The sequence below is a fragment of the Actinoplanes sp. CA-030573 genome (assembly GCF_050951115.1).
In the GTDB taxonomy this organism is placed as follows: Bacteria; Actinomycetota; Actinomycetes; order Mycobacteriales; family Micromonosporaceae; genus Actinoplanes.
Map to the genome: position 1 here is coordinate 1,122,411 of NZ_CP192038.1, position 24,074 is coordinate 1,146,484.

A 24,074-nucleotide genomic window follows, 5' to 3' on the forward strand; every position below is an offset into this window, starting at 1 on the left:
GCCGAGTAACCGGCGAAACCGCGGCGCCGGTCAGATGTAGCCGACCTCGCCGTCGTCCTTGAGCTGGTCGACGAGCTGCTTGACCTCCTGCGCCCGGTCGCGCGGACAGACCAGCACCGCGTCGGGCGTATCGACGATGACCAGATCCCGTACGCCCATGGCCGCCACCAACCGGCCCGGCGTGGGCACCACGACCAGCCCCTCGGTCTCGCGGAGAAGCACGCCGCCCTTGTCCTCGGCCGACCGGCCGACCACCACGTTGCCGGAGTGGTCGGAGGCCAGCACCTCACCGAGCGTGTGGAAGTCGCCGACGTCGTTCCAGCCGAAGTCGCCGGGAACCGTGCCGACCCGGCCGACCGTGGCCGCGCCCTCCATCACCGCGTAGTCGACCGAGATGCGCGGCAGCGTCGGCCACACCTCGCCGAGCACCTCCTCGCGGCCCGGCGAGTCCCACGCCTGGGCGATCCGCGAGATGCCGGCCGCGAGCTGCGGCTGCTGACGGGAGAGCTCGGACAGGAAGGCGTCGACCCGCCAGACGAACATGCCGGCGTTCCACAGGTAGTTGCCGGACTTCACATAGCTCTCGGCGACGTCGTACGACGGCTTCTCCTTGAACTCCTCGACCGCGAGCACCGGGCCGTCGCCGATCGCGCCGCCGCACTCCAGGTAGCCGTAGCCGGTCTCGGGCCGCGTCGGGGTGATGCCCAGCGTCATCAGCAGGCCCTGCCGCGCGCCGCCCATCGCCTGCCGGATGACCTCGGTGAACTGGTCCTTGTCCGCGATCAGGTGGTCGGAGGCGAACGAACCCATGACCGCCTCCGGCTCGCGCCGGGCGATCACGGCGGCGGCCAGGGCGATCGCCGCGCAGGAGTCCCGCGGCGAGGGCTCGACCAGCACGTTGTCGGCGGGGACCTGGCTGAGCTGGCGGGACACCGCGGCGGCATGGGCCACGCCGGTGACCACGAGCATCCGCTCGGACGGGACCAGCAGGTCGAGACGGTCGACTGTGGCCTGCAAGAGCGAGGCGTCGGTGCCGGTCAGCGGGTGCAGGAACTTCGGGTGCCCGGCCCGCGAGAGCGGCCAGAGACGCGTTCCGGTTCCGCCGGCCAGCACCACGCCGTACAGCGAATCCCAAGGCTCAGTCATGCGCACAGAGTGTAGTGGCTGCGGGAGGGGTGGCTCACGCCGCCGCGACCCGCCGCCAGGTCGTCACGTGCACCTCGGCGCTGGACGCCCAGGTGAACTCCTTGGCCCGGTCGAAGCCGGCCTTGGCCAGGGTCAGCCGGCGCTGCTCGTCGTGCAGCAGGTCGGCCAGGTCGGACGCGATGCGGTCGGGATCCTCCGTTGTGTACGCCACCGCGTCGCCACCGACCTCCGGCAGCGACAGCCGCGGCGTGGTCAGCACCGGCGTGGCGCAGGCCATCGCCTCGAGGATCGGCAGGCCGAAGCCCTCGCCGAAGGACGGGTAGCAGGCGACCAGCGCGCCGCCGAGGAAGCCGGGCAGGTCGGCGTAGCGCAGGTAGCCCGGGCGCAGCAGCCGCAGGTGGGACGGGACCTCGGCGACGGCGCGGTCGATCTCGTCGTCGTGGCCCTGGCCGCCGGCCAGCACGAGGGCCGGCGGATGCGGCCAGTCGGCGACCGCGCGGGCCCAGCCGCGGATCAGGTTGGGCACGTTCTTCCGCGGCTCCTTGGCGCCGAGGAAGGCGACGTAGCCGGCGTCGCCGAGGCCGAGGCGGGCCCGGACGCGGGACTTCTCGTCCTCGGCCGGCCCGTGGAAGGCGGCCGGATCGACGCCGTGGTAGGCCACGTCGATGCGGGTCGGGTCGGCGTCGAGCAGGCGGATCAGCTCGTCGCGGGTGGCCTTGCTGGGCACGATCACCCGGGCCGCCCGGCGCAGCGACGTCTTGATCGCGCTGCGGAAGAACGTGCGCTTGGTGTTGTCGTAGTGCTCGGGCTCGGTGAAAAAGGTGGCGTCGTGGACGGTCACCGTCACCGGGCAGCCGGCCCGCAGCGGGCACGTGTAGAACGGCGAGTGCAGCACCTGGGCCCCGACCTGCTGGGCGAGCAGCGGCAGGCCGGTCTGCTCCCAGGCGAGGCGGGCGGGCCGGTGGGCCACGGCGGCCGGACCGGCGATGACCTCGGCGTCACCGAGCATGCGGCTGTAACGCTCCGCATCCGAACGCTGGGCCACGACGGCGAGATCGACCCGTTCCGGATCCATCCGGCCGAGGGCGCCGAGAAGGCCGTCGACGTATCGGCCGACGCCTCCCCGATCAGCGGGGACGCTGGTGGCGTCGACGAGCACTCGCGGGGGGCGACCGGCGGTCACGAGGCAACTCCCAAAGAGGTTGTAATTCAGACCACTGGCAAGACTACGCCCGGAATGCATCGGGGACGTGACCGCGACACCGCCTGATTCCAAGCGTTTCCGGGAACTCATCGCCCGTTCAGGATCGGTTACTTACGGTGACGTGATTATCGTTGATGTGGTGCATACGACGATCACGCAGGCGTTCGCCGCCGCGGTCGCGCGCGACCCTGCCGCCCCGCTGCTGACCTGGTACGACGACGCGACCGGCGACCGGACCGAGCTCTCCGGCGCGACCCTGGACAACTGGGTCTCGAAGACCGCGAACCTCATGGTCGACGGCCTCGGCCTGGGCGCCGGCGACACGGCCGCGGTGGTGTTGCCGCCGCACTGGCAGACCGCCGCGATCGTCCTCGGCGTGTCGTCGGCCGGCCTCGCGGTCGCCCTGCCCGGCCGCCCGCGGCCGGTGGATGCCCTGTTTACGACGCCCTCGCTGCCGGGCGCCGAGGAGTGGGCGGCCGCCGACCGCTACGCGACCGGCCTGCTGCCGCTGGCCATGCCGCTGCGCGAGGTGCCCCCGGGTTTTGTCGACTATGTGACAGAGGTGCGCAACTACGGTGACCACTTCCGTGGCGTGCCGGTGGCGCCGGACGCGCTCGCGCTGGCCGCCCCGATCGAGCTGAGCCACCTGGCCGTGTTGCGAACCGCGACCGAGCGGGCGGCCGAGTTGGGCCTGACCACCGGCGACCGGGCGCTCATCGATACCCGCGCCTACCCCGACCCGATCGACTGGCTGGTCGCACCCCTGGCGGTGGGCGCGTCGGTGGTGCTGTGCGCCAACCTCGATCCGGCCAAGCTCGACAGCCGGGCCGCCGAGGAGAAGGTCACTCTTGTGCTGACCGCCTAGACGCCAGCTCCTCGAAGGCGGTCAGCGACTCCGGGTTGGCCAGGGCGCCCTTGGCCGCGGCCGATTCCACCGGCGTGCCGGTCAGGATGCGCTTCACCGGCACCTCCAGCTTCTTCGCCGAGAGGGTGCGCGGCACCGCGCGTACCTGGTAGATCTCGTCCGGAATGTGCCGTGGCGACAGCGCGGTCCGCAGCTCGCGCCGGATGCGGCCGGTCAGCTCCTCGGTCAGCTCGCCGCCGTCGGCCACGACCACGAAGAGCAGCAGCTCGCCGTTGGGGTTGTCGTTCTGCTCCAGGTGTACGACCACCGAGTCGGCGATCTCGGGCAGGCTCTCGACCACCGAGTAGAACTCGGCCGTGCCCAGTCGGACGCCGCCCCGGTTCAGGGTCGCGTCGGAGCGGCCGGTGATGACGCTGGTGCCGTCGGCGGCGATGGTGATCCAGTCGCCGTGCCGCCAGACGCCGGGGAAGACGTCGAAGTACGCCTCCCGGTAGCGGCGGCCGTCGGGGTCGTTCCAGAAGCCGACCGGCATGCTCGGCATCGGCGCCGTGATGACCAGCTCGCCCAGCTGGTCGATCACCGGGTGGCCGGCCGGGTCGTAGGCCTCGACCTTGGCGCCCAGGCAGCGGCAGGCGATCACGCCCTCGATGACCGGGTGCAGCGGGGAGGCGCCGACGAAGCCGGTGCACACGTCGGTGCCGCCGGAGAGGGACTGCAACTGCAACTGTTTGCCGACCGCGTCGTACACCCAGTGGAAGCCCTCGGCCGGCAGCGGCGCGCCGGTCGAGCCGATCGCCTTCAGGCCCGGCTTGTCCGGCTTCAATCCGGCCTTCCGGCAGGCCATCAGGAACGGTGCCGAGGTGCCGAAATATGCAATGTCCGCCGAGTCGACCAAGTCCCACAAGGCCGACATGTCGGGGAAGCCGGGATTGCCGTCGAAGAAGACGATCGAGGCGCCCACGGCCGGCCCGCTGACCAGGAAGTTCCACATCATCCACCCGGTCGTGGTGAACCAGAAGAACCGGTCGCCGGGCCCGAGATCGTGATGCAGCGCCAAGATCTTGAGGTGCTCGAGCAGGATGCCGCCGTGCCCGTGCACGATCGGCTTCGGCAGCCCGGTCGTGCCCGAGCTGTAGAGCACATACAGCGGGTGATCGAACGGGACGGCCTCGAACTCCATGGGGTCATCGCCGCTGAGTGACGGCCAGTTACCGGCCTCCTGGTCGAGGTAACCGATCGTCACGACGGACGTGATCGACGGGATCGCGCTGCGGATCGCGGCGACCTCATCCGTACGGGAAATGGCTTTGTCGCCGTATTTGTAGCCGTCGACCGCGACCAGGACCTTGGGCTCGATCTGGCTCCAGCGATCGATCACGCTGCGGCTGCCGAACTCGGGCGCGCACGAGGAGAAGATCGCGCCGAGGCTGGTGGTGGCGAGCATGAGCACGTAGGTCTCGGGGATGTTCGGCGCGTAGGCCGCGACCCGGTCACCCTTGCCGACACCGCGGGCCTTCAGCCCGGCACGCACCCGCCGGACCTGGTCACGCAGCTGCCGCGCGGTCAAGGTGATCGGCTCACGCGTTTGCGAGTACGCGATGACGACCGCCTCGTCGTCGCCGATCCCGGGCATGCGCAGGACGTGCTCCGCGTAGTTGAGGGTCGCGCCCGGGAACCATTTCGCGCCGGGCATGCTCGCGCCGTCCAGCACGGCGGCCGGCTCGTCGTGGCCGATGACCTCGAAGTAGTCCCAGATCGACTGCCAGAACCCGGACAGGTCGGTGACGGACCAGTCCCACAGCTCGGCATAGGACCCGAAATTTCGGCCCTTGTCGCTCAGCCAGCGCAGATAGTCCCCGATCCGCGTGGTCGACAGCACGTCGGCCGGCGGCTCCCACAACACTGTGCCCGTCATGCACACACCTTAACCAAGGTTCAGTCCCCGCCTTCCGCAGCTCGCCTTCGACCGCCGGCCGAGCTCATGGCCTGCCTCGGGCGCCAAGCTTCGAGCCTCGCCGCAGCGGCGCCTCGGCGGCTATGTAGGTCGGCACCACAGGCGGGACGTTTCGGGGGTGGCGGCCCACATCGCCGGGTCACCGGGCGACTTCCCCGCGCCGCTCGCGGCTGGCTGTTCGGTCGCGAACTGTGCCCGCCCGGCCGAGCCGATCCGGCGTCTGGCCTGGTGCGGTGGGTCTTGACGGCTACGTTGCGTCCCGCGGCCGGCTTGCTCGTCGCGGGTAGCGTCCTGAAGCAGAGCCACCCGGGGAGACAGCGTTGCGCCACATCAGGTCGATCTTCTATGCGCTCGTCCTGGCGCCGGCAGCCTGGGTGCTGACCGGCGTGGGACTCACCGGGGACCTGACCGTTCGGGGCCGCGACGGTTTCGCCGTGGAGAGTCTCACCGGGCTCCTGCTTCTGCTGCTGGCGGGTGCGGCGTACGGAATCCTCGTGCTCGGCCCGTTCTCGCCCGCCGGCCCGCTGCTCGCCGGGGTCGTCTACCTCGCGCTCGCGTCGTGGGCGCTGATCTCACCGTCGGCATACGCCGACGTCTGGCCGCACGCGGTGGCCAAGGACGGATTCGACCTCTCCCGGCCGGGCTACGGCTTGGCGGCGTTGCTTGCGGTTCCCCTGATCTGTACGGCGTTGAGCGCCCGCCGGTGGGCACAATACGAACCGCCGGTGTTGCCCGTCATCGGTCAGATCGGCCGGGCTCGGGCCACCGCCCCCGCCGCCGGCGTCCCGCTGGCCGCCACCGAGACGGCGGTGCTCGGCGCGCCGGCCCTGGGCGCCGACCCGACCACCGTCCTGCCCCGCCCGCCGGACACGACGACCGCCGTGGTCGGCGTGACCACACTGGACGTGCTGCTCGGCCTCCCCGACGACGAGACGACCCTCCTCTCCGAGGGGCCGGCGGCGGCAGCCACACCGTCTCCCGCCGCGGTCTCCTCGTCTCGTTCTCCGTCTTCCTCCGCGTCGGCCGTTGCGGATCCGCCTACGTCCTCGAGTTCGCGTGCTGGCTCGCTCGCCGAGGAGCCGATCGATGCGCTGGTCGACGACGAGCCGGTAGGTCTCCTGATCCTTCCTCCCCCGGCGAAGCCGGACGAGGAGCCCGAGCCCGACGTCACCGTCCTGGTGGTCGAGGACGAGACGACCGCGGTGGTGACCAGCGACGAGGAGCCCGAGCCCGACGTCACCGTCCTGGTGGTCGAGGACGAGACGACCGCGGTGGTGAGCAGCGACGAGGATCCCGAGCCCGACGTCACCGTCCTGGTGGTCGAGGACGAGACGACCGCGGTGGTGAGCAGCGAGGAGGAGCCCGAGTCCGACGTCACCGTCCTGGTGGTCGACGACGAGACGACCGCGGTGGTGAGCAGCGAGGAGGAGCCCGAGTCCGACGCCACCGCCTTCGTGATCGAGGACGAGACGACCGCCGCCGTTACCGGCGACGACGAGCCCGTTACCGACGCCACCGCCACCGACACCGTCACCGACACCGACGCCGAGACCGAGACCGAGACCGCCACCGACGCCGCCACCGTCGCCGACGAGGAGTCGACGGCCGCGGCCTTCGAGCCGGAGCCGGAGTCGCCGTCGGAATCGCAGTCGCCGCCGGAGTCGGAGGCGGACGCTTCCTCCGCGGACGACGACTCTCCGGACAACGAAGAGCCCACCGCGGCCACACTCGCCGAGGACCGGACCGAGGTGATCCGGCTTCCGCTCGGCGACTCGGGAGATCAGACGCAGGTGGTTCGCCTGCCGGTCGGCGACGCGGCCGAACGGACGCAGGTGGTCCGCCTGCCGGTCGGCGACGCGGCCGAGCGTGCGGACCGCAGCCAGGTCGTCCCGTTCCCGACCCCGGCCCCATCCTCGAACTCGGATTCCTCTTCGGGCGAGAAGACGCAGGTCATCAAGTTTCCGGCCCGTTCCCCTCGCGCCGTGCCGGGCGAACGCACCACCCGCGACCTGAGCAACCGAGCGACCGGCGACGTAGGCGGCGACGAGACCCAGGTGATCCGCCTGGACGGCAAGACCATCGACGACGAGCGCACCCAGGTCATCCGCCCGATGCTGGTACCGCCACCGACCGACCACAGCACGGTGATCGAGCTACGCCCGGCCGCTCCGCGCGACGCCGCCCCCCGCGACGCCGCGCGCCGCGACGCCGGGCCGGTGTCGATCGCGGACGCTGAGGCGCCCGACTTCGCCGACGATCCGACCAGCCCGATCATTCCACCTCACCTGCGGCAGCCCGCCGACGAGGAGACGACCGCGGGCGGCAAGCGCTCGATGACCGTCATGAACATGGAACGCCCGCCGGACGAGCGCGCCGACGAGACCACGCATGTGGAGATTCCTTCGCCGCGCCGGCCGGTCGACGACGAGAGCTGATCAGCGAAGGCGCTCCAGCGCGGGCGGGATCTGCCGGGCGGTGGCCGAGGCCAGCGGCGACGGCAGCGCCCCGGGGTCGAACCACGCCAGCGCCGCGGACTCGTCGCTGATCTGCTCGGTCGCGCCGGCCGGGCAGCGCACCAGGAACCGCACGTCGTAATGGGTCGACGGCCCGGCCGGCGAACCGTCGCCGGCGCCGCACCGGACGTCGTGCACGTCCACGTCGATCGGGTCGGCGTCGATCGTCAGCCCGGCGATGCCCGACTCCTCGGTCGCCTCGCGCAGCGCCGCCGCGACCAGGGTCACGTCGCCCGGCTCGCAGTGGCCGCCGAGCTGCATCCACTTGCCGAGGCGTCCGTGCAGGCAGAGCAGCACCCGCCCATCTCCGTCGACCACCAGCGCGCTGGCCGTGATGTGCCCGGCCCGGTGAGCGCGGCTCATGGCCGCCGGCCCCTCGGCGAGTACCTCGAGCGCCCGCTTCCGCGCGAGGTCGCCCTCCTCGGTGGTGGCCCGCCACTGCCCGAGCACCCGCACCGCGTCGGCATGCAGCTCCGCGTTCATCGGGCGCTCCCCGGACCGGAGGAGTCGAGCTGAGTGGGCGCGGTGGTGGAGGGGTCCAGGTCGGTGGGTGCGGTGGTCGACGGGACGAGGTCGGTGGGCGCGCCATCCGAGGCGGGCGGGGCTGAGGCGGGTGAAGGGGTGAGCGCGGGGGCGGAGAGGTCCAGGCGAATGCCGTCCTCGTGCGGTAGGGCGACCGAAAGGATGCCCTCCGCGGCCAGCGCCGCCCGCAAGCGGTGAGCGTCGGCGCCGAGGCGCATCAAGCCCTCCGGGCCACGCTCCAGGGAGGTCACGTGCAGCGCGGCCGTCGCGTCGTTGTGAGGTAGCACGTCGGCGGGGGTCACCGTGGTCGTGCGGCCGAGGACCTCGGCGACCGCGTCCACGGCGCGCTGCACCGCGGCGGGGTCGACCGGGACGCCGGGGAGGCGGGTGGCATCCGGCAGGCGGGCGGCGTCGAGCAGGCCGGCGGCGCGGGCCTCGGCGGTGCCCAGGCTGAACATGTCGCTCGCGGCATCGCGGAGCAGTGGCGCGGCACCCGGGTCGAGGTCGTCGGCGGACGAGCCCGCATCGGGAGCGGACGGCGCGGTGGGGGAGACGGCGGCGGGTGCGGACGGGGCGGTGAAGGGGAGGCCGCGGACGACCGCTACCGGTACCTGGTCGCATTTGCCCTTGACCAGCTCGCCGGCGGCGGCCAGCTCGTCGATCTGGGCCATCTGGGTGATCTGGAGCTCGTTGCCGTACGGGTCGGTCTCGCCCCGGTGGTCGCGGAACGCGGGAATGCCAGCCGCGCCCAGCGCCACGTCGGTCAGGCCGTTGCGCCAGGCTCGACCCATCGTGTCGGAGATGACGATCGCCACGTCCAGGCCGCGGGCCCGGAAGCCGGCGCGCAGGCGGCGGGCCGAGGCGTCGGGGTCGGCGGGGAGCAGGACCAGGTGGGTCTTGTCGACGTTCGACGCGTCGATGCCGGCCGCGGCCATCACGAAACCGTGGTGGGTCTGCACGATCGTGGTGGGGCCGCGGCGCGCGACCACCCGGCGGGTCTCGGCGGCCAGGGTGGCGTCGCGGGCGGCGTCGCGCTCGGGGCCGTCGGCCGGCACCTCGACGAGGCGGCCCTCGGCCTTTGACACGATCTTGCTGGTCACCACCAGGACGTCGCCGTCGGCGAGCCAGGGCGCGGCGGTCGCGATCAGCTCGACCAGGTCGTCGCCGGCCGTGATGTCGCCGATGCCGCGCACCGGGAGGATCTCGAGCCCGTCCGTCATGCGACACCAGCCACAGCCAGGGCGTCGGCGACCATCTGCGCGGTCGCGGCCTCGGAGCTCATCCAGAGTGGTACGGCCCGGGTCGTCACGCCGGGCACCGCGGCGCCCTCGTCGGTGCTGTCGACCAGCCAGCCGTCCAACAGCCCGGTGCCGCCGCGGGCGCCGTAGAGCGCGGCAACCCCGGCCGCGCTCACCTCGACGCCGAGCGTGGCCAGGCACTTGTCGGCCATGCCGCGGATCGGGGAGTCGCCGATGATCGGGGAGACGCCGACGACCGGCGCCGGACCGCTCGCGATCGCGTCGCGGATCGGCTCGACGGCCAGGATCGGGGCGATGCTGACGACCGGGTTGCTGGGGGCGAGCAGCACCACGTCGGCGGTGCTGATCGCGTCGACGACCCCGGGGGCCGGCTTGGCCGCGTCGGCGCCGACGAAGACGAACCGGTGGGTGGGCAGGTCACCGCGGTAACGGACCCACCACTCCTGGAAGTGGATGGCCTTGCGCTCGCCGTCGACGTCGACCACCACGTGCGTCTCGAGGCGGTCGTCGGTGGCCGGCAGCATCGTGAGCCCGGGTTTCCAGCGCTCGCACAAGGCGGCCGTGACCTGGGACAACGGATAACCGGCGGCGAGCATCTGCGTACGCACCAGATGGGTTGCCGTGTCTTTGTCGCCCAGGCCGAACCAGGTCGGCTCCACGCCGTACGCCGCCAGCTCCTCCTTCACCACCCAGGTCTCGCCGACGCGCCCCCACCCTCGCTGAGGGTCGTGCGCGCCGCCCAGCGTGTACATCACGCTGTCGAGATCGGGGCAGATCTGCAGGCCGTGCATGCGCACGTCGTCGCCCACGTTGACCACCGCCGTGACGTCGGCGCCGATGGCACGGGCATGGGCGCGCACACCGACGAGGAACTTGGCGCCGCCGATGCCACCGGTGAGGACCACGATCCGCATGACGTTCATCCTCCCGCACGGGTACGACAAAGCTGGCCCCCGGGTAACCGGCGACACAAGCGGGAGCGGTCTACGCTGGGCCGACCCACTCACCATCCGTCAGGGAGAACCAGTGACCAGCCAACCGCAGCCCGCGCCGGGCGAGGGCAAATCGGCCGGCCAGTACCTTCGCCCGCTGCGCGACCTCGCGGCGTACGCCCTGGTCGGGGCGACCGCCGTGTTCCTGTTCCTGGCGATCGTCGATCTGATCCCGGACGGCGCCGACCAGTTCGGCTACCGCACGCAGGGCAGCTTCGGCAACTTCATCAACCTGGAGACGATCACCTTCCCGATCGCCGCCGTGCTGTTGTCGCTGATGGTCCAGCCGCGCCACCCCAAGGCCCACCTGATCGTCCTGGCGGCCCTGGTCGAGTACGCGGTGGCGGCCGTCTTCGGGCTGCTCTTCGGCGTGCTGATCGGGCTGATCAACCAGGCCGGCAACAACGGCGCCCGCAGCGCGTTCGAGGGCCTGCTGGCCCGGGTCGCCTGGCTCGCCGTCTTCGCGGTCGCGGCCTACGGCACGTACCTGATCTGGCGCAACATGTTCTACACGGCGAAGCCCAAGCCGCAGCCGGGCGTCTACGGCCAGCCCGCCTACAACCAGCCCGGCACCTACCCCGGTCAGCCCGGTTACGGGCCGCCGCCGGGGCAGCCGGGCTTTCCGCCGCCGGCCGGTGGTGGTTACCCCGCCGGTGGCTATCAGCAGCCGCCCGCGGGCGGCGCACCCGGGCAGCAGCCGCCGCCGGGCTACGGACCGGGCACGTACGGCCAGCCGGCCCCGCCGCCCTCGTGGAACCAGCCCCCGGTGGCGATGCCGACCGGTAACGCGCCGACCCAGCCGGTACCGCAGGGTCCGTATCAGCCGGCCCCGACGTCGGGCGTCCCGGCATCGGGCGCGCCGGCGGCGACCGATCCGACTCAGGTCGTCCCGCGCACCGACCCGGCCCCGGCCGACGACCGCACCGAGAAGATCGACGACCGCCCCGGTTTCGGTCCGGCCGCCGAGGACCCGCCCCGGAGCTGATCGCCGCGCGCGGAAAAGGACCGGCCCGAGTGTGCCGTGTCCTATTCCACTGCGCCCACCCGGGCGCGACCGGGGCGGCCGGTCACTTTCCGGCCTAGGCTGCACTGCGTGGTTGAGGTCAACGAGGAACCGGTTCCGACCGACGCGAGCATCCGCCGGGCGCTCCGGCGCGCCGCCGACGGCAAGGCGATCAACGCCGAGGAGGCCGTCGCGCTGCTGGCCGCGACCGGCGACCGGCTCGACGACCTGCTGGCCATCGCCGGGGGCATCCGCGATGCGGGGCTGCGCGAGGCGGGCCGGCCGGGCGTCGTCACGTACTCGAAGAAGGTCTTCATCCCGCTCACCCGGCTCTGCCGCGACCGGTGCCACTACTGCACGTTCGCGACCGTCCCGCACCGCCTCCCGGCCGCGTTCCTCGAGCGTGACGAGGTCCTCGAGATCGCCCGCCAGGGCGCCGCGCAGGGCTGCAAGGAGGCCCTCTTCACGCTCGGCGACCGCCCCGAGGAGCGCTGGCCGGCGGCCCGGCAGTGGCTGGACGAGCGCGGCTACGACTCGACCCTCGACTACGTGCGCGCCTGTGCGATCGCGGTGCTCGAGGAGACCGGCCTGCTGCCGCACCTCAATCCCGGGGTGCTGAGCTGGGCCGACCTGCAGCGCCTCAAGCCGGTGGCGCCGAGCATGGGCATGATGCTGGAGACCACGGCGACGCGTCTGTGGTCGGAGCCGGGCGGCCCGCATTTCGGCTCTCCGGACAAGGAACCGGCCGTACGCCTGCGGGTCCTCGACGACGCCGGCCGGGTGGGCGTCCCCTTCACCACCGGCATCCTGATCGGCATCGGCGAGACCCGGGCCGAGCGGATCGACGCGATCTTCGCGATGCGCCGGACCGCCCGCGAGTTCGGCCACATCCAGGAAGTGATCATCCAGAACTTCCGGGCCAAGCCCGACACCGCGATGCGCGGCATGCCCGACGCCGAGCTGCGCGAGCTGGCCGCCACCGTGGCGGTCGCCCGCATCATCATGGGCCCGCGCGCCCGCATCCAGGCCCCGCCGAACCTGATCGACGCCGAGTTCGCGCTGCTCATCCGGGCCGGCATCGACGACTGGGGCGGCGTCTCGCCGGTCACCCCCGATCACGTCAACCCCGAGCGCCCCTGGCCGCAGATCGAGCTTCTCCGCGCGAAATCGGCGGAGGCGGGATTCGTCCTGCGGGAGCGCCTCACCATCTATCCCGAGTACGTCAAACGCGCCACCGAGGGCTGGCTGGACCCCCGCCTCGCGGCGCACGTGGCCGCCCTGGCGAGCGACGACGGCCTGGCGAACGAGGAGGCGATCCCGACCGGCAAGCCGTGGCAGGAGCCCGACGACGGGTTCGGCGGCACCGGCCGCACCGACCTCTTCGCCAGCATCGACACCACCGGCCGTACCGCCGACCGCCGTTCCGACTTCGACGACGTCTACGGCGACTGGCAAGAGGTGGCCGCGCACATCAAGGCCGGCACCAACAAGACCACCCCGACCGATGTGTTGGCCGGACTGAAGCTGGCCTCCGAAGACCCCGCCGCCCTCCTCATCCCGAAAAACGAGGACAAGGCGATGGCGCTCTTCAACTCCGACGGCTCGGCCCTCGACGAGCTGGCGCGGATCGCCGACGACCTGCGCAAGGAGGTCAACGGCGAGGACATCACCTACGTCGTCAACCGGAACATCAACTTCACCAACGTCTGCTACGTCGGCTGCCGGTTCTGCGCGTTCGCCCAGCGTGAGCAGGACGCCGACGCCTATCGGCTGAGCGTCGAGCAGGTGGCCGACCGCGCCGAGCAGGCCTGGCAGGACGGCGCCTCCGAGGTGTGCATGCAGGGCGGCATCGACCCCAAGATGCCGGTGACGGCGTACGCGGACCTGGTCCGGGCCGTGAAGCAGCGGGTGCCCGGGATGCACGTCCACGCGTACTCCCCGATGGAGATCGTCACCGGCGCGGCGAAGGCCGGCGTGCCCATCCGCGAGTGGCTGACCGAGCTGCGCGAGGCGGGACTCGACACGATCCCGGGCACGGCCGCCGAGATCCTCGACGACGACGTCCGGTGGGTGCTGACCAAGGGCAAGCTGCCGGCGAGCACGTGGGTCGAGGTGGTCAAGACGGCCCATCAGGTGGGCATCCGGTCCAGCTCGACGATGATGTACGGGCACGTCGACCACCCGCGTCAGTGGCTGGGCCACTTCCGGGTGCTGGCCGGCGTGCAGGACGAGACGGGCGGCTTCACCGAGTTCGTGGCCCTGCCGTTCATCCACACCAACGCCCCGATCTACCTGGCCGGGATCGCCCGCGCGGGCGCGAGCTGGCGGGAGAACCGGGTCGTGCACGCGATGGCCCGCATCCTGCTGCACGGCCGGATCGGCAACATCCAGTGCTCGTGGGTCAAGCTCGGCGACGAGGGCACCAAGGTCATGCTCAACGGGGGCTGCAACGACCTCGGCGGCACCCTGATGGAGGAGACGATCTCGCGGATGGCCGGATCCGAGCACGGTTCCGCGCGTACGGTCGCGGAACTGAAGGAGCTCGCGGCGTCGGCCGGACGCCCCGCCGTCGAGCGCACCACCGTCTACGGCCGTCGCTAGCGCGGGGCCGCGCCGTCCTCGGTGACCCGGTCGAGCCACTCGACCAGCAGCCGGCGCTCGGAGTCGCTGAGCGCTCCCAGCCGCGGGGCCGAGGCCCGCAGGGCGACGGCCGCCGCCAGCGGTCCGTCCGCGGCCCCGGCCGGCGCGTCGGCCGTCGCGTCGGTCAGGATGCGGCTCAGGACGGCCTCCATCATCGCGTCGGCCAGGGCCGGATCGCGCCGCTCCGGCGGCGACGCCAGCAGGATCTGGATGGTGCCGATGCCGGCCGCCTGGATCAGGTCCACGGCGCGCGGCTCGGAGACCCGTAACCGACCGGCCGCCGCGAGCCGGTGGACGCGGGTCTCCAGCAACTGCCGGCCCATCCGGGCGGCGGGGGAGCCGAGCACCCGTTCCGGGTCGCTGAGCAGGCGGAACACGGCCGGGTTGGCAAGGCTGAAGTCGATCTGCCGGTGCCAGCTCGCGCGCAGGTCGTCGAGCGGGTCGACCTCCGCCGCCGTGGCCGCCGCCATGCCGGCCGCCTTGTCCGCCACGAAGGCGGCCATGACGTGCTCGGCCACCGCCTCGAGCAGACCGTCCTTGTCGCCGAACAGCCGGTAGATCGCCGGCGCTTGGACGCCGGCCCGCTCGGCCACGCCGCGGGTCGTCACCGCGGCCGGTCCGCCCTCGCGCAACAGGTCCGCGGCGGCGTCGACGATCGCCGTCCGGGTGGCCGCGCGGCCCTTGGCCCCGTCACTCACGAACCAACGATAACAGCGACTTGCTATCAACGTTCACGGCGGTTACGGTCGAGGTGTTTCCAGTGATAACGGGAAAGGCGTACCAATGATTATCGTGACCGGAGCGACCGGGGCCCTCAACGGCGCGACCGTCGACCATCTGCTCGACCGCATGCCCGCCGCCGACATCGCGGTCGCCGTGCGCGACGCTGCCAAGGCCGCGCGCTTCGCCCAGCGTGGGGTCGAGGTCCGGCGCGCCGACTACGCCGATCCGGCCTCGTTGCCGGCGGCGTTCGAGGGCGCCGACCAGCTGCTCCTCGTCTCCTCCAACGACCCGGCCGCGGACGCCGTCAGCCTGCACCGCGCGGCCGTCGACGCCGCCGCGGCGGCCGGGGTGAAGCGCATCCTCTACACCAGTCACCAGGGCGCCGCGCCCGGCAACCCGTTCGGCCCGGGTCGCGACCACTTCGCGACCGAGCGGATGCTGGCCGACTCCGGGGTGGCGTGGACCTCGCTGCGCAACGGCTTCTACGCCCACAGCCTCCGGTGGCTCGCCGGCCCGTGGCGCGAGACCGGCGTGATCGCCGTGCCCGGCGACGGGCCGGTGTCGTGGACGGCCCGCGAGGATGCCGCCGAGGCGGCCGCCGTCATCATCGCTTCCGACGGCGCGTACGACGGCCCGGTGACCCTCACCGCGCCCGCGGCGCCGACCTTCGCCGAGCTCGCCGCCGCCGCCTCCGAGCTGACCGGCGAAACCGTCCGGTACCGGGCGGTGACCGAGGAGGAATGGGTCGCCGCGCGGGTCGCTGCCGGGGAGTCCGAGCGGACCGGCTTTCTGCTGGGCTTCTACCGGGCCGCGCAGGGCGGCTTCTTCGCCGGCGTCGACCCGTTGCTCGGCGAGCTCCTCGGCCGGGAGCCGCGCGGAGCGCGCGAGGCCCTGTAGGCGCCGCCCACCGCGCCGCCCACCGCGCCGCCCACCGCGCCTCCACCGCGCCGCCCACCGCGCCGCCCACCGCGCCTCCACCGCGCCGCCCACCGCGCCGCCCACCGCGCCGCCCACCGTGCCGCCCGGCCGACGCCGGCCCCGCCGCCGCCCGGCTGATAGCCCGTCGCGGGTCGCCGTGTCGGGTTGATCACCCGAACCGATCGTCCCTTGGCTTCAAGGTCACAAATCGGGTTAAATTGGACGTGACGCGCCAGCGCGGCGTAACCCGGTACGGCCCCCGAGAGATAGGGCAGGAACGGGACCACGACGCGCCGAAGGCGCGCCGGGGAAACGGGCCTATTTATCAGGTTCGGCTTGACGACGCACGTCTTACACGCGTGTAATTTCGGTGGGGTTGTGGGTAGGAAGGCTGCGCTCAGACGCGGTGCGGCGGTTCCGGCCCGCAAAAAACACGCCGCGTGCGTGGGGGGTCAGCGCCGGCAGCGATGCCGGCGCGGAAATTGGGAGGCACGCCGATGGAAGCGCAGGTTGAAGGGGTAGACCTGCTCGGGGACGCGCCCGAGTGGCAGGAACGGGCGCTGTGTTCGCAGACCGATCCCGAGGCCTTCTTTCCGGAGAAGGGCGGATCGACCCGCGAGGCGAAGCGGATCTGCGGCCGGTGCGACGTGAAGGCCGAGTGCCTGGAGTACGCGCTGGGGCACGACGAACGTTTCGGCATCTGGGGTGGGCTGTCCGAGCGTGAGCGACGCAAGCTCAAGCGTCGGGTCGCTTAGGACAGCTCGTCGGGATCCACCCCGAGCAGGTTGGCTACCTGCTCGATGATCACATCGTGGACGAGGTCGGCGAGGTCTTCGCGGTCCATCGCCCGGAACTCCAGCGGCCGCCGGTAGAGCACGATCCGAGGGGGAAGCTCCTGCCGGCCGGGCCGCCCGGGCAGCAACCGGGCCAGCGGCACCTCGCCGTCCTCGAGCACATGGGAGTCGTAGACGTTGAGCTCGGGGGGCACGTCCTCCACCGCGAACTCGACGCCGGCCAGCTCTTTCGCGTAGCGCCGCTCGAGGCTCTCGACCGTGTCCAGGACCAGGTCGTCGAAGATCTCGGCCTTCGTGCGGGCGAGCGGGACGGTGGCCGGCACCAGGCGCCCGCGCAGACCCCGCCCGTGCCGGTCGCGGCGGGCCGGATGACCCGGGCCGGCTTTGCGCGCGGCCCGGTCGCTCCGGCTGCGTTCGGGGCTCGTGGTCACCCGGCAAGCCTAGTCCTCCGCCGGCGGTACGCGGTGGTTGCCGCCGCTTGCCGCGTGTCCGGCCGGGATTTCGTCCCATCGGGGCGGCGTGTCTGCGCGACCATGCCCGAATCGTGATGCGCCGTGGGTCGGCGTGTCGCGGTGCATCGGCCCCCACGCGAGCCCGTGGGGCGATAACGTGCCGCCGTGAGGTCCCCACGGCGCTGCTCCCGGAACGGCTGTCCCCGACAGGCGGTCGCCACACTGACCTACGTCTACAGCGACTCGACGGCCGTCGTCGGCCCCCTCGCGGCGTTCGCCGAGCCCCATACGTACGACCTGTGTGAGCCGCACGCCCGCAGCCTCACCGCCCCCCGAGGCTGGGATCTCGTGCGGCACGACGGCGACTTCGCGCCGCCGCCGCCCACCACCGACGACCTGGTCGCCCTGGCCGACGCCGTCCGCGAGGCGGCCCGGCCGCCGGCGCCCCCGCCGCGCACCGACGAGCAGGAGCTACCAGGTCACCAGACCGGTCGCCGCGGCCACCTGCGGGTCATCCCCCCGGCTCACTGAAGGCCGACGAGCTGGTGCCGCTTCTTCAGCCAGGGCAGCAGCGTCCGGTAGGCGGCGATGGTGTCCGGCTGCGCGTAGTCGTGTGAGAGCACGATCGCGCCGTCGTGGGTGTTGCGCTGGACGCGCTGGATGACCCGCCACCGGTGCTGCGCGTCGGTCTCGCCCTCGGGGTGCTCCCAGTCGCGCGGGTCGACCCGCCAGTAGAGCGACGACATGCCCATCGACCTCGCGATGGCGACGACGCCGGGCGTGAAGTTGCCGCCGGGCGCCCGGAAAAACTTGATCTTCGCGGTGGGTGCGGCCTTGCGGATCTCCGCGTTCGTACGCGCGAGGTCGGCCCGGATCTGCGCGGCCGTCCTCTTGCCGAGCCGCAGGTCGTGGCTCCAGGTGTGGTTGCAGAGGGTGTGCCCGCCGGCCACGATCTGCCGGACCAGCTCCGGGTGCCGGTGCACGTTCTTGCCGACCAGGCAGAAGGTCGCGTGCACCTTCTGCTGCTTGAGCAGCTTGAGCAGGGCCGGCGTCTGCACCGGGTCGGGCCCGTCGTCGAAGGTCAGCGCGACCCCTCTGCTGCCGGTGATCATCTTGCTGCCGCCCGGCCCGATCGGCGTCCGGTGCGCGACCGCCTTCGCCTTGGCGTTGGCCTTGGTCCTGGGCGCCGGCTTCTTCTTGGGCTTGGCCGTTGCCTTGACCGCCGGAGCGACGGCCTGCGTCTTCGGCGCCGGCGTCGTCTCCGCCGCGGCCCGCCCGGCCAGGCCCACTGCCAACAGGGCCACGGCGACCAGCGCCAGCTTCCTCGGGCGCGACAACCGCATCAAAACCTCCCCGGCTGGTTCGAATGGCGTCGGTTCGAGAGACACTGCCCGCTCGACCCGCTCGATGGCCAGCCGCCACCGCCCCTTCGGCACATTTCCGGGAGCTTTCTCACTCGCTCGATGGCGCATTTCCGATTTATCCGAAACGCAGGCGAGGCACTTTCGCATCACATCGTCCGGTACGCACGGGGCAGCGCCCGCGGATCGATCGGGCCATCCTGGACCCCATGAAGATCCAGCTGCGGCCGATCCGTGAGGACGAGCTCGACATGGTCCGCGTCATCGCGCGGGATCCGGCCTACGCGCCCGGCAACTGGTACGGCTTCCGGCCCGTGGCCGGCCTGGCCAAGGAGTTCGCGGAGAACGGCTTCCTCGGCGAGGACGTCGGCCGCCTGGCCGTCGAGGTGGACGGCGAGGCCGCGGGCATCGTCTCGTACCTGAAGGGCAGATACAGCGTGCGGGGCGACTGGTACGACATCGGCATCGCGCTCAAGCCGGAGTTCCGCGGCCGCGGGATCGGGTGGCGCGCGCAGGCGATGGTCACCGACTACGTCTTCGCGCACTGGCCGGTCGAGCGCGTGCAGGCGGCCACCCAGCCGGAGAACATCGCCGAGCAGAAGGCGCTGCTCAAGGCGGGATTCCAACTGGAGGGCGTGGTCCGGGCGGCCGAGTTCCGCGCGGGCGCGTGGCGCGACAGCCTGCTCTACAGCCGCCTGCGCCACGACCCGGCGCCGGAGTACTAGGTTCAGGTTCCCGCGAGCTCCTCGAGTTCGGCCTCGGTGAGCAGGCGGGAGCGGATCAGGAAACGTACGCCCTCGGGCGCCTCCAGCGAGAAGCCGGCGCCGCGCCCCGGGACCACGTCCACCGTCAGGTGGGTGTGCTTCCACAGCTCGAACTGCGAGGACGACATCCAGAACGTGATCGGCTCGTCCACGCCGTCGATCTTGAGGGACTCGAGCAGCACATCGGACTGGCCGGTGCGGAACTCGCCCTCCAGGTAGCACATCGGCGAGCTGCCGTCGCAGCAGCCGCCGGACTGGTGGAACATCAGCGGACCGTGCTGCCCCCGCAGCCGCCGCATCATGTCGGCGGCTGCCGGGGTCACGTCTACCCGGGTGGCCATCTCTAGAAGAAGCCCATCGCCTTCGGGCTGTACGACACCAGCAGGTTCTTGGTCTGCTGGTAGTGGTCCAGCATCATCTTGTGGTTCTCGCGGCCGATGCCGGACTGCTTGTAACCACCGAACGCGGCGTGCGCCGGGTACAGGTGGTACGAGTTCGTCCAGACCCGACCGGCCTTGATCGCGCGGCCGGCCCGGTACGCGAGGTTGATGTCCCGCGTCCACACGCCGGCGCCCAGGCCGTACAGCGTGTCGTTTGCGATCTTGATGGCGTCCGCGTAGTCGGCGAACGACGCCACCGAGACCACCGGCCCGAAGATCTCCTCCTGGAAGATCCGCATCGAGTTGTTGCCCTCGAAGATCGTCGGCTGTACGTAGTAGCCGCCGGAGAGGTTGCCACCGAGGTCGGCCCGCGCGCCGCCGGTGAGCACCCGGGCGCCCTCCTGCCGGCCGATGTCCATGTACGACAGGATCTTCTCGAGCTGGTCGTTCGAGGCCTGCGCGCCGACCTGGGTGTCGGTGTCGAGCGGGTTGCCCTGCTTGAGGTTCTCGACCCGCTTCACGCCCGCGGCCAGGAAGTCCTGGTAGATCGACTGCTGGATGAGCGCGCGGGACGGGCAGGTGCAGACCTCGCCCTGGTTGAGCGCGAACATCGAGAAGCCCTCGAGCGACTTGTCGAGGAAGTCGTCGTCCTCGCGGTGCACGTCCTCGAAGAAGATGTTCGGGCTCTTGCCGCCGAGCTCGAGCGTCACCGGGATCAGGTTCTCCGACGCGTACTGCATGATCAGCCGGCCGGTCGTGGTCTCGCCCGTGAATGCGACCTTGGCCACCCGGTTCGAGCTGGCCAGCGGCTTGCCGGCCTCGACGCCGAAGCCGTTGACGATGTTCAGCACGCCGGGCGGGAGCAGGTCGCCGATCAGCGACATCAGGTAGTGGATCGAGGCCGGGGTCTGCTCGGCCGGCTTGAGCACGACCGCGTTGCCGGCCGCCAGCGCGGGCGCCAGCTTCCAGGTCGCCATCAGGATCGGGAAGTTCCACGGGATGATCTGGCCGACCACGCCGAGCGGCTCGTGGAAGTGGTACGCGATGGTGTCGTCGTCGATCTCGCCGACCGTGCCCTCCTGGGCCCGGATGGCGCCCGCGAAGTAGCGGAAGTGGTCGATCGCGAGCGGGATGTCGGCGGCCAGCGTCTCGCGGACCGGCTTGCCGTTCTCCCACGCCTCGGCGACCGCGATCTTCTCGAGGTTGGCCTCGATCCGGTCGGCGATCTTGTTGAGGATGTTGGCCCGCTCGGCGACCGAGGTGCGGCCCCACGCGTCGGCCGCGCCGTGCGCCGCGTCCAGCGCCTTCTCGACGTCGTCGGCGGTGCCGCGGGCGATCTCGGTGAAGGTCTCGCCGGTGACCGGCGTCGGGTTCTCGAAGTACTGCCCCTTGGCCGGCGGGACATACTCGCCGCCGATGTAGTGGTCGTACCGGCTCTGGTAGCTGACGAGGGACCCGTCGGAACCGGGCGGTTGGTAGATGGTCATGGCAGCCTCCGCACCTCGGGGGTAGGTGCGGCCGACGCTAGTTACGGGGACGTTGCAACCGCGTTGCAAGACCGAACTCGACGGCCAGGTCGCGGACCCGGCTCACGGCCAAGGGGCGGGCGGGGGAGCCGGGCGGGAGCAGCCTCGCGTAGGACTCCCACATCTCGAGGTCGTCGGCTCCCCACGGTGCGTGCAGCCACGTGCGCATCAGGGTGCGGTCGGCGGAGGCCAGCACCGCCGCGCGCAGCTGACCGTCGACCAGGCGCCGCAGCCGGGTCACGCCGGGCGCGTCGGAGCCGGGCAGCAGCGGTCCCGCGTACTCGTCGAGGGCCTCGGCCACCCGCCCGCGCTCCAGCAGCCGGGTCACCGTGCGGAAGTCCGAGTCGAGCTCGGCGCGCAGCCGGTAGGGCCGCGACTGCAGCAGCTCCGGGCCCAGGGCGCGGCGCAGGCGGGAGAGCTCGGCCCGCACGGTCACCGGGCTGACGTCGTCGCCATAAAGATCAACGCCAATTTCCTCGCCGGTACGCCCTTCCGGGTGCGCCAGGAGCAGGACGAGCAGCTCCGAGTGCCGCCGGCCGAGCCGCTGCCGCACCCCGCCGAAGGTCAGCGTCGCCTCGTTACGCCCGAGCGCCACCACCCGGCCCGCGCTCGCCGGCGGCGGCAGGTGGCTGCCGAGGTAGGCCTCCGCCGCCAGCGCCGTGGCCCGCACCAGCGCGAGGCTGTGCGGGTTGGCCAGGTGGTCGCCGCCGGTCACGTCGATGGCGCCGAGCAGCCGGCCGGTCGCCGGGTCGTGGATCGGGGCCGCCGCGCAGGTCCAGCGCTGCACGCCGCGGCTGAAGTGCTCGGTCGCGAAGATCTGCAGCGAGTGGTCGATGGCGATCGCCGTGCCCGGCGCGTTGGTGCCGGCGTGCTCCTCGTCCCAGCGGGCGCCGGGCACGAAGTTCATCCGCTCGGCGCCGCGCATCACCGAGGCGGCGCCCTCCACCCAGAGCAACCGCCCGTACGCGTCGCAGACCGCCATCAGGTGGTCGCCGTCCTCGGCGAGCCCGCCGAGCAGATCGCGAAAGATCGGGAGAACGCGGGCCAGGGGGTGGGCCGCGCGGTACTGCTCGAGGTCGCCGTCGCTCAGGTCGATCGGGGCGGTGCCGTCGGCCCCGGGCAGGGCGTCGGCCGAGCGCTTCCACGAGTCGGCCACGACCGAGCGGATCTGGGCCGGAGGAACGTGCTCATCGCCGGACAAAAAGCGCTCGTGAGCACGCCCGACCTGTCGGATCCGCTCGGCCGGATCAGCGCCGAGGTCGAGGGCGAGCCAGGGGTTGGGCACAGGCCACCTCCAGTCCCCACCATCGTGACCCGCATCACCAGTCTCGACAACCCGCGGCGCCCGCCATGATCTCGTCACGTAACCGTGGCGCTGCCCGGTTGCCACCCGTTCGTTGCCCACTCTCCGTTACTCTCGGCGGGTGTCCGGAGGTATAGGGGGAGAGTTGTCCGATCTGTCCAAGCTTGTGAAGGCCTACGACGTACGTGGTGTGGTGCCCGACCAGTTCGACGAATCGGTGGCCCGGGCCCTCGGCACGGCCTTCGTCGAGATGCTGCGCGAGTCCGGTGACGACGCCGACCGGATCGTGATCGCGCACGACATGCGGGAGTCCGGCCCCGGGCTGGCCGCCGCGTTCGCCCGCGGTGCCAACGCGGCCGGCGCCGCCGTGGTGAGCATCGGCCTCGCCTCGACCGACGAGCTCTACTACGCCTCCGGCTCGCTCGGCCTGCCCGGCGCCATGTTCACCGCCAGTCACAACCCGGCGCAGTACAACGGCATCAAGCTCTGCCGGGCCGGCGCCAAGCCGGTCGGGCAGGACAGCGGCCTCGCGGTGGTGCGCCGCCGGGCCGAGGAGCTCCTCGACGACCTGAACGCCGGGGCCGACGGCCCGTCCCGGGTGGAGACCCGCGACCTGCTCGCCGACTACGCCGCGCACCTGCGGTCGCTGGTCGACCTCTCCGGCATCCGGCCGCTCAAGGTCATCGTGGACGCGGGCAACGGCATGGGCGGCCACACGGTGCCGGCCGTGCTCGGCGACCAGGTGCTGCCGGCGCTGCCGCTGACCATCGTGCCGATGTACTTCGAGCTCGACGGCTCCTTCCCGAACCACGAGGCGAACCCGCTCGACCCGGCCAACCTGGTCGACCTGCAGGAGGCGATCCGGTCGCAGGGCGCGGACATCGGCGTCGCGTTCGACGGCGACGCCGACCGGTGCTTCATCGTCGACGAGAACGGTGACGCGGTCTCGCCCTCGGCGGTGACGGCCCTGGTCGCCGTACGGGAGCTCAAGAAGTTTCCGGGAAGCACGATCATCCACAATCTGATCACCTCGGCCGCGGTCCCGGAGATCATCGTGGAGAACGGCGGGAAGCCGGTCCGCAGCCGGGTCGGCCACTCGTTCATCAAGGCGGAGATGGCGCGTACGAACGCGGTCTTCGGTGGCGAGCACTCGGCGCACTACTACTTCCGTGACTTCTGGTTCGCCGACACCGGCATGCTGGCGGCGATGCACGTGCTGGCCGCGCTGGGCGGGCAGGACAGGCCGCTCTCCGAGGTCGCCGCCGAGTTCGAGCGCTACAGCGCCTCGGGCGAGATCAACTCGACGGTGGCCGACGCCAAAGCCAAGACGGCGGAGGTACGCGCGGCCTTCCCCGGCGGCACGGTCGACGAGCTCGACGGGATGACCGTCACGTTGCCGGACGGCTCGTGGTTCAACCTGCGCGCGTCCAACACGGAGCCGTTGCTGCGGCTCAACGTGGAGGCGGCCAAGCCGGACCGGATGGCTTCGCTACGCGACGAAGTGCTCGCCATCGTTCGCCGTTAGGATCAGGAGGCTGACCCGTCCGTAACACCGTAAGGAGCAGTTCGGTGGCCCTCGATCCGCAGTTGTTGGACATCCTGGCCTGCCCGGACACGCATCACGCGCCGCTGACCTACGACGAGGGCGCGCAGACGCTGACCTGTACGGAGTGCGGACGGATCTTCGAGATCCGCGACGACATCCCGGTGCTGCTCCTCGACGAGGCGCGTCAGCCCGCGGTGGAAGGCAACTGA

General features: G+C 71.8%; 22 protein-coding genes. 10 read left to right on the forward strand and 12 right to left on the reverse strand.

Translation table 11 applies throughout. The features are described from left to right. Positions 1–30: 30 nt before the first annotated feature. Positions 31–1,146 (reverse strand): mannose-1-phosphate guanylyltransferase, encoded by a 1,116-nt coding sequence (locus tag ACQP2F_RS05165; protein WP_433301119.1) that lies wholly within the window; start codon positions 1,144–1,146, stop codon positions 31–33. A gap of 34 nt (positions 1,147–1,180) precedes the next feature. Then, positions 1,181–2,329: a glycosyltransferase family 4 protein gene (locus tag ACQP2F_RS05170; RefSeq protein WP_433301120.1), complete on the reverse strand. Its 1,149-nt coding sequence runs from the start codon at positions 2,327–2,329 to the stop codon at positions 1,181–1,183. 160 nt (positions 2,330–2,489) lie between these two features. Here ACQP2F_RS05170 and ACQP2F_RS05175 point away from each other — a divergent pair, with 160 nt between their 5' ends. Continuing rightward, entirely contained in the window at positions 2,490–3,215 is a 726-nt protein-coding gene (locus tag ACQP2F_RS05175) for a TIGR03089 family protein (protein ID WP_433301122.1), read from the forward strand. On the opposite strand, the gene ACQP2F_RS05180 is transcribed toward ACQP2F_RS05175, so the two are convergent. Next, positions 3,193–5,130, reverse strand: a complete 1,938-nt coding sequence (locus ACQP2F_RS05180; protein WP_433301124.1) for an acetoacetate--CoA ligase — start codon at positions 5,128–5,130, stop codon at positions 3,193–3,195. The two genes, ACQP2F_RS05175 and ACQP2F_RS05180, sit on opposite strands and share 23 nt — an antisense overlap. 359 nt (positions 5,131–5,489) lie before the next feature. Here ACQP2F_RS05180 and ACQP2F_RS05185 point away from each other — a divergent pair, with 359 nt between their 5' ends. Beyond that, positions 5,490–7,604: a hypothetical protein gene (locus ACQP2F_RS05185; RefSeq protein WP_433301126.1), complete on the forward strand. Its 2,115-nt coding sequence runs from the start codon at positions 5,490–5,492 to the stop codon at positions 7,602–7,604. Here the strand turns inward: ACQP2F_RS05185 and ACQP2F_RS05190 are convergent, their stop codons facing one another. Genes ACQP2F_RS05190 through cofD form a run of 3 tightly spaced genes read right to left on the reverse strand, consistent with a single transcriptional unit; the run spans position 7,605 to position 10,377 of the window. Beyond that, the gene (locus tag ACQP2F_RS05190; protein ID WP_433301128.1) at positions 7,605–8,165 is read right to left on the reverse strand and encodes an NUDIX hydrolase; all 561 of its coding nucleotides are present in this window, start codon (positions 8,163–8,165) and stop codon (positions 7,605–7,607) included. Beyond that, complete coding sequence (locus ACQP2F_RS05195) at positions 8,162–9,424, reverse strand: coenzyme F420-0:L-glutamate ligase (protein WP_433301130.1); 1,263 nt, start codon at positions 9,422–9,424, stop codon at positions 8,162–8,164. Before ACQP2F_RS05195 ends, ACQP2F_RS05190 begins: the two co-directional genes overlap by 4 nt. Next, entirely contained in the window at positions 9,421–10,377 is a 957-nt protein-coding gene (cofD, locus tag ACQP2F_RS05200) for a 2-phospho-L-lactate transferase (protein WP_433301132.1), read from the reverse strand. Before cofD ends, ACQP2F_RS05195 begins: the two co-directional genes overlap by 4 nt. Before the next feature lie 112 nt (positions 10,378–10,489). Here cofD and ACQP2F_RS05205 point away from each other — a divergent pair, with 112 nt between their 5' ends. Continuing rightward, complete coding sequence (locus ACQP2F_RS05205) at positions 10,490–11,440, forward strand: hypothetical protein (protein WP_433301134.1); 951 nt, start codon at positions 10,490–10,492, stop codon at positions 11,438–11,440. 108 nt (positions 11,441–11,548) lie between these two features. Further along, positions 11,549–14,059, forward strand: a complete 2,511-nt coding sequence (locus tag ACQP2F_RS05210; RefSeq protein ID WP_433301136.1) for a bifunctional FO biosynthesis protein CofGH — start codon at positions 11,549–11,551, stop codon at positions 14,057–14,059. Here ACQP2F_RS05210 and ACQP2F_RS05215 read toward each other — a convergent pair. Next, positions 14,056–14,796, reverse strand: a complete 741-nt coding sequence (locus ACQP2F_RS05215; RefSeq protein ID WP_433301138.1) for a TetR/AcrR family transcriptional regulator — start codon at positions 14,794–14,796, stop codon at positions 14,056–14,058. The genes ACQP2F_RS05210 and ACQP2F_RS05215 overlap by 4 nt on opposite strands. Positions 14,797–14,881: 85 nt before the next feature. Between ACQP2F_RS05215 and ACQP2F_RS05220 the strand changes: the two genes are divergently transcribed. Continuing rightward, positions 14,882–15,718, forward strand: a complete 837-nt coding sequence (locus ACQP2F_RS05220; RefSeq protein ID WP_433301140.1) for an NmrA family NAD(P)-binding protein — start codon at positions 14,882–14,884, stop codon at positions 15,716–15,718. A gap of 518 nt (positions 15,719–16,236) precedes the next feature. Beyond that, entirely contained in the window at positions 16,237–16,494 is a 258-nt protein-coding gene (locus tag ACQP2F_RS05225) for a WhiB family transcriptional regulator (RefSeq protein WP_015619224.1), read from the forward strand. On the opposite strand, the gene ACQP2F_RS05230 is transcribed toward ACQP2F_RS05225, so the two are convergent. Further along, on the reverse strand, positions 16,491–16,856 hold the full coding sequence (locus tag ACQP2F_RS05230; protein WP_433307352.1) for a metallopeptidase family protein: 366 nt from the start codon (positions 16,854–16,856) through the stop codon (positions 16,491–16,493). The genes ACQP2F_RS05225 and ACQP2F_RS05230 overlap by 4 nt on opposite strands. 294 nt (positions 16,857–17,150) lie before the next feature. On the opposite strand from ACQP2F_RS05230, the gene ACQP2F_RS05235 reads away from it, so the two are divergent. Then, positions 17,151–17,516, forward strand: coding sequence for a DUF3499 domain-containing protein (locus ACQP2F_RS05235; protein ID WP_433301143.1), 366 nt, complete (start codon positions 17,151–17,153; stop codon positions 17,514–17,516). On the opposite strand, the gene ACQP2F_RS05240 is transcribed toward ACQP2F_RS05235, so the two are convergent. Continuing rightward, entirely contained in the window at positions 17,510–18,328 is an 819-nt protein-coding gene (locus ACQP2F_RS05240; protein ID WP_433301145.1) for a polysaccharide deacetylase family protein, read from the reverse strand. The genes ACQP2F_RS05235 and ACQP2F_RS05240 overlap by 7 nt on opposite strands. A gap of 227 nt (positions 18,329–18,555) precedes the next feature. Here ACQP2F_RS05240 and ACQP2F_RS05245 point away from each other — a divergent pair, with 227 nt between their 5' ends. Beyond that, entirely contained in the window at positions 18,556–19,071 is a 516-nt protein-coding gene (locus tag ACQP2F_RS05245; protein WP_433301147.1) for a GNAT family N-acetyltransferase, read from the forward strand. A gap of 2 nt (positions 19,072–19,073) precedes the next feature. On the opposite strand, the gene ACQP2F_RS05250 is transcribed toward ACQP2F_RS05245, so the two are convergent. Genes ACQP2F_RS05250 through ACQP2F_RS05260 form a run of 3 tightly spaced genes read right to left on the reverse strand, consistent with a single transcriptional unit; the run spans position 19,074 to position 22,301 of the window. Then, positions 19,074–19,451 (reverse strand): DUF779 domain-containing protein, encoded by a 378-nt coding sequence (locus tag ACQP2F_RS05250; RefSeq protein ID WP_433301149.1) that lies wholly within the window; start codon positions 19,449–19,451, stop codon positions 19,074–19,076. Between the two features lie 2 nt (positions 19,452–19,453). Then, complete coding sequence (gene adh / locus ACQP2F_RS05255) at positions 19,454–20,977, reverse strand: aldehyde dehydrogenase (RefSeq protein WP_433301151.1); 1,524 nt, start codon at positions 20,975–20,977, stop codon at positions 19,454–19,456. Between the two features lie 37 nt (positions 20,978–21,014). Then, the gene (locus ACQP2F_RS05260) at positions 21,015–22,301 is read right to left on the reverse strand and encodes a GAF domain-containing protein (RefSeq protein ID WP_433301153.1); all 1,287 of its coding nucleotides are present in this window, start codon (positions 22,299–22,301) and stop codon (positions 21,015–21,017) included. 163 nt (positions 22,302–22,464) lie between these two features. Here ACQP2F_RS05260 and ACQP2F_RS05265 point away from each other — a divergent pair, with 163 nt between their 5' ends. Together ACQP2F_RS05265 and ACQP2F_RS05270 are read left to right on the forward strand one after the other, a co-directional pair. Next, the gene (locus ACQP2F_RS05265; RefSeq protein ID WP_433301155.1) at positions 22,465–23,844 is read left to right on the forward strand and encodes a phosphomannomutase/phosphoglucomutase; all 1,380 of its coding nucleotides are present in this window, start codon (positions 22,465–22,467) and stop codon (positions 23,842–23,844) included. 44 nt (positions 23,845–23,888) lie between these two features. Next, on the forward strand, positions 23,889–24,074 hold the full coding sequence (locus tag ACQP2F_RS05270; protein WP_433301157.1) for a Trm112 family protein: 186 nt from the start codon (positions 23,889–23,891) through the stop codon (positions 24,072–24,074).

Coding starts and splice junctions, on each gene's coding strand:
- ACQP2F_RS05165 (WP_433301119.1), bottom strand. CDS start 1,146: ATGACTGAGCCTTGGGATTCGCTGTACGGCGTGGTGCTGGCCGGCGGA.
- ACQP2F_RS05180 (WP_433301124.1), bottom strand. CDS start 5,130: ATGACGGGCACAGTGTTGTGGGAGCCGCCGGCCGACGTGCTGTCGACC.
- ACQP2F_RS05190 (WP_433301128.1), bottom strand. CDS start 8,165: ATGAACGCGGAGCTGCATGCCGACGCGGTGCGGGTGCTCGGGCAGTGG.
- ACQP2F_RS05195 (WP_433301130.1), bottom strand. CDS start 9,424: ATGACGGACGGGCTCGAGATCCTCCCGGTGCGCGGCATCGGCGACATC.
- cofD (WP_433301132.1), bottom strand. CDS start 10,377: ATGCGGATCGTGGTCCTCACCGGTGGCATCGGCGGCGCCAAGTTCCTC.
- ACQP2F_RS05220 (WP_433301140.1), top strand. CDS start 14,882: ATGATTATCGTGACCGGAGCGACCGGGGCCCTCAACGGCGCGACCGTC.
- ACQP2F_RS05225 (WP_015619224.1), top strand. CDS start 16,237: ATGGAAGCGCAGGTTGAAGGGGTAGACCTGCTCGGGGACGCGCCCGAG.
- ACQP2F_RS05240 (WP_433301145.1), bottom strand. CDS start 18,328: ATGCGGTTGTCGCGCCCGAGGAAGCTGGCGCTGGTCGCCGTGGCCCTG.
- ACQP2F_RS05245 (WP_433301147.1), top strand. CDS start 18,556: ATGAAGATCCAGCTGCGGCCGATCCGTGAGGACGAGCTCGACATGGTC.
- ACQP2F_RS05250 (WP_433301149.1), bottom strand. CDS start 19,451: ATGGCCACCCGGGTAGACGTGACCCCGGCAGCCGCCGACATGATGCGG.
- adh (WP_433301151.1), bottom strand. CDS start 20,977: ATGACCATCTACCAACCGCCCGGTTCCGACGGGTCCCTCGTCAGCTAC.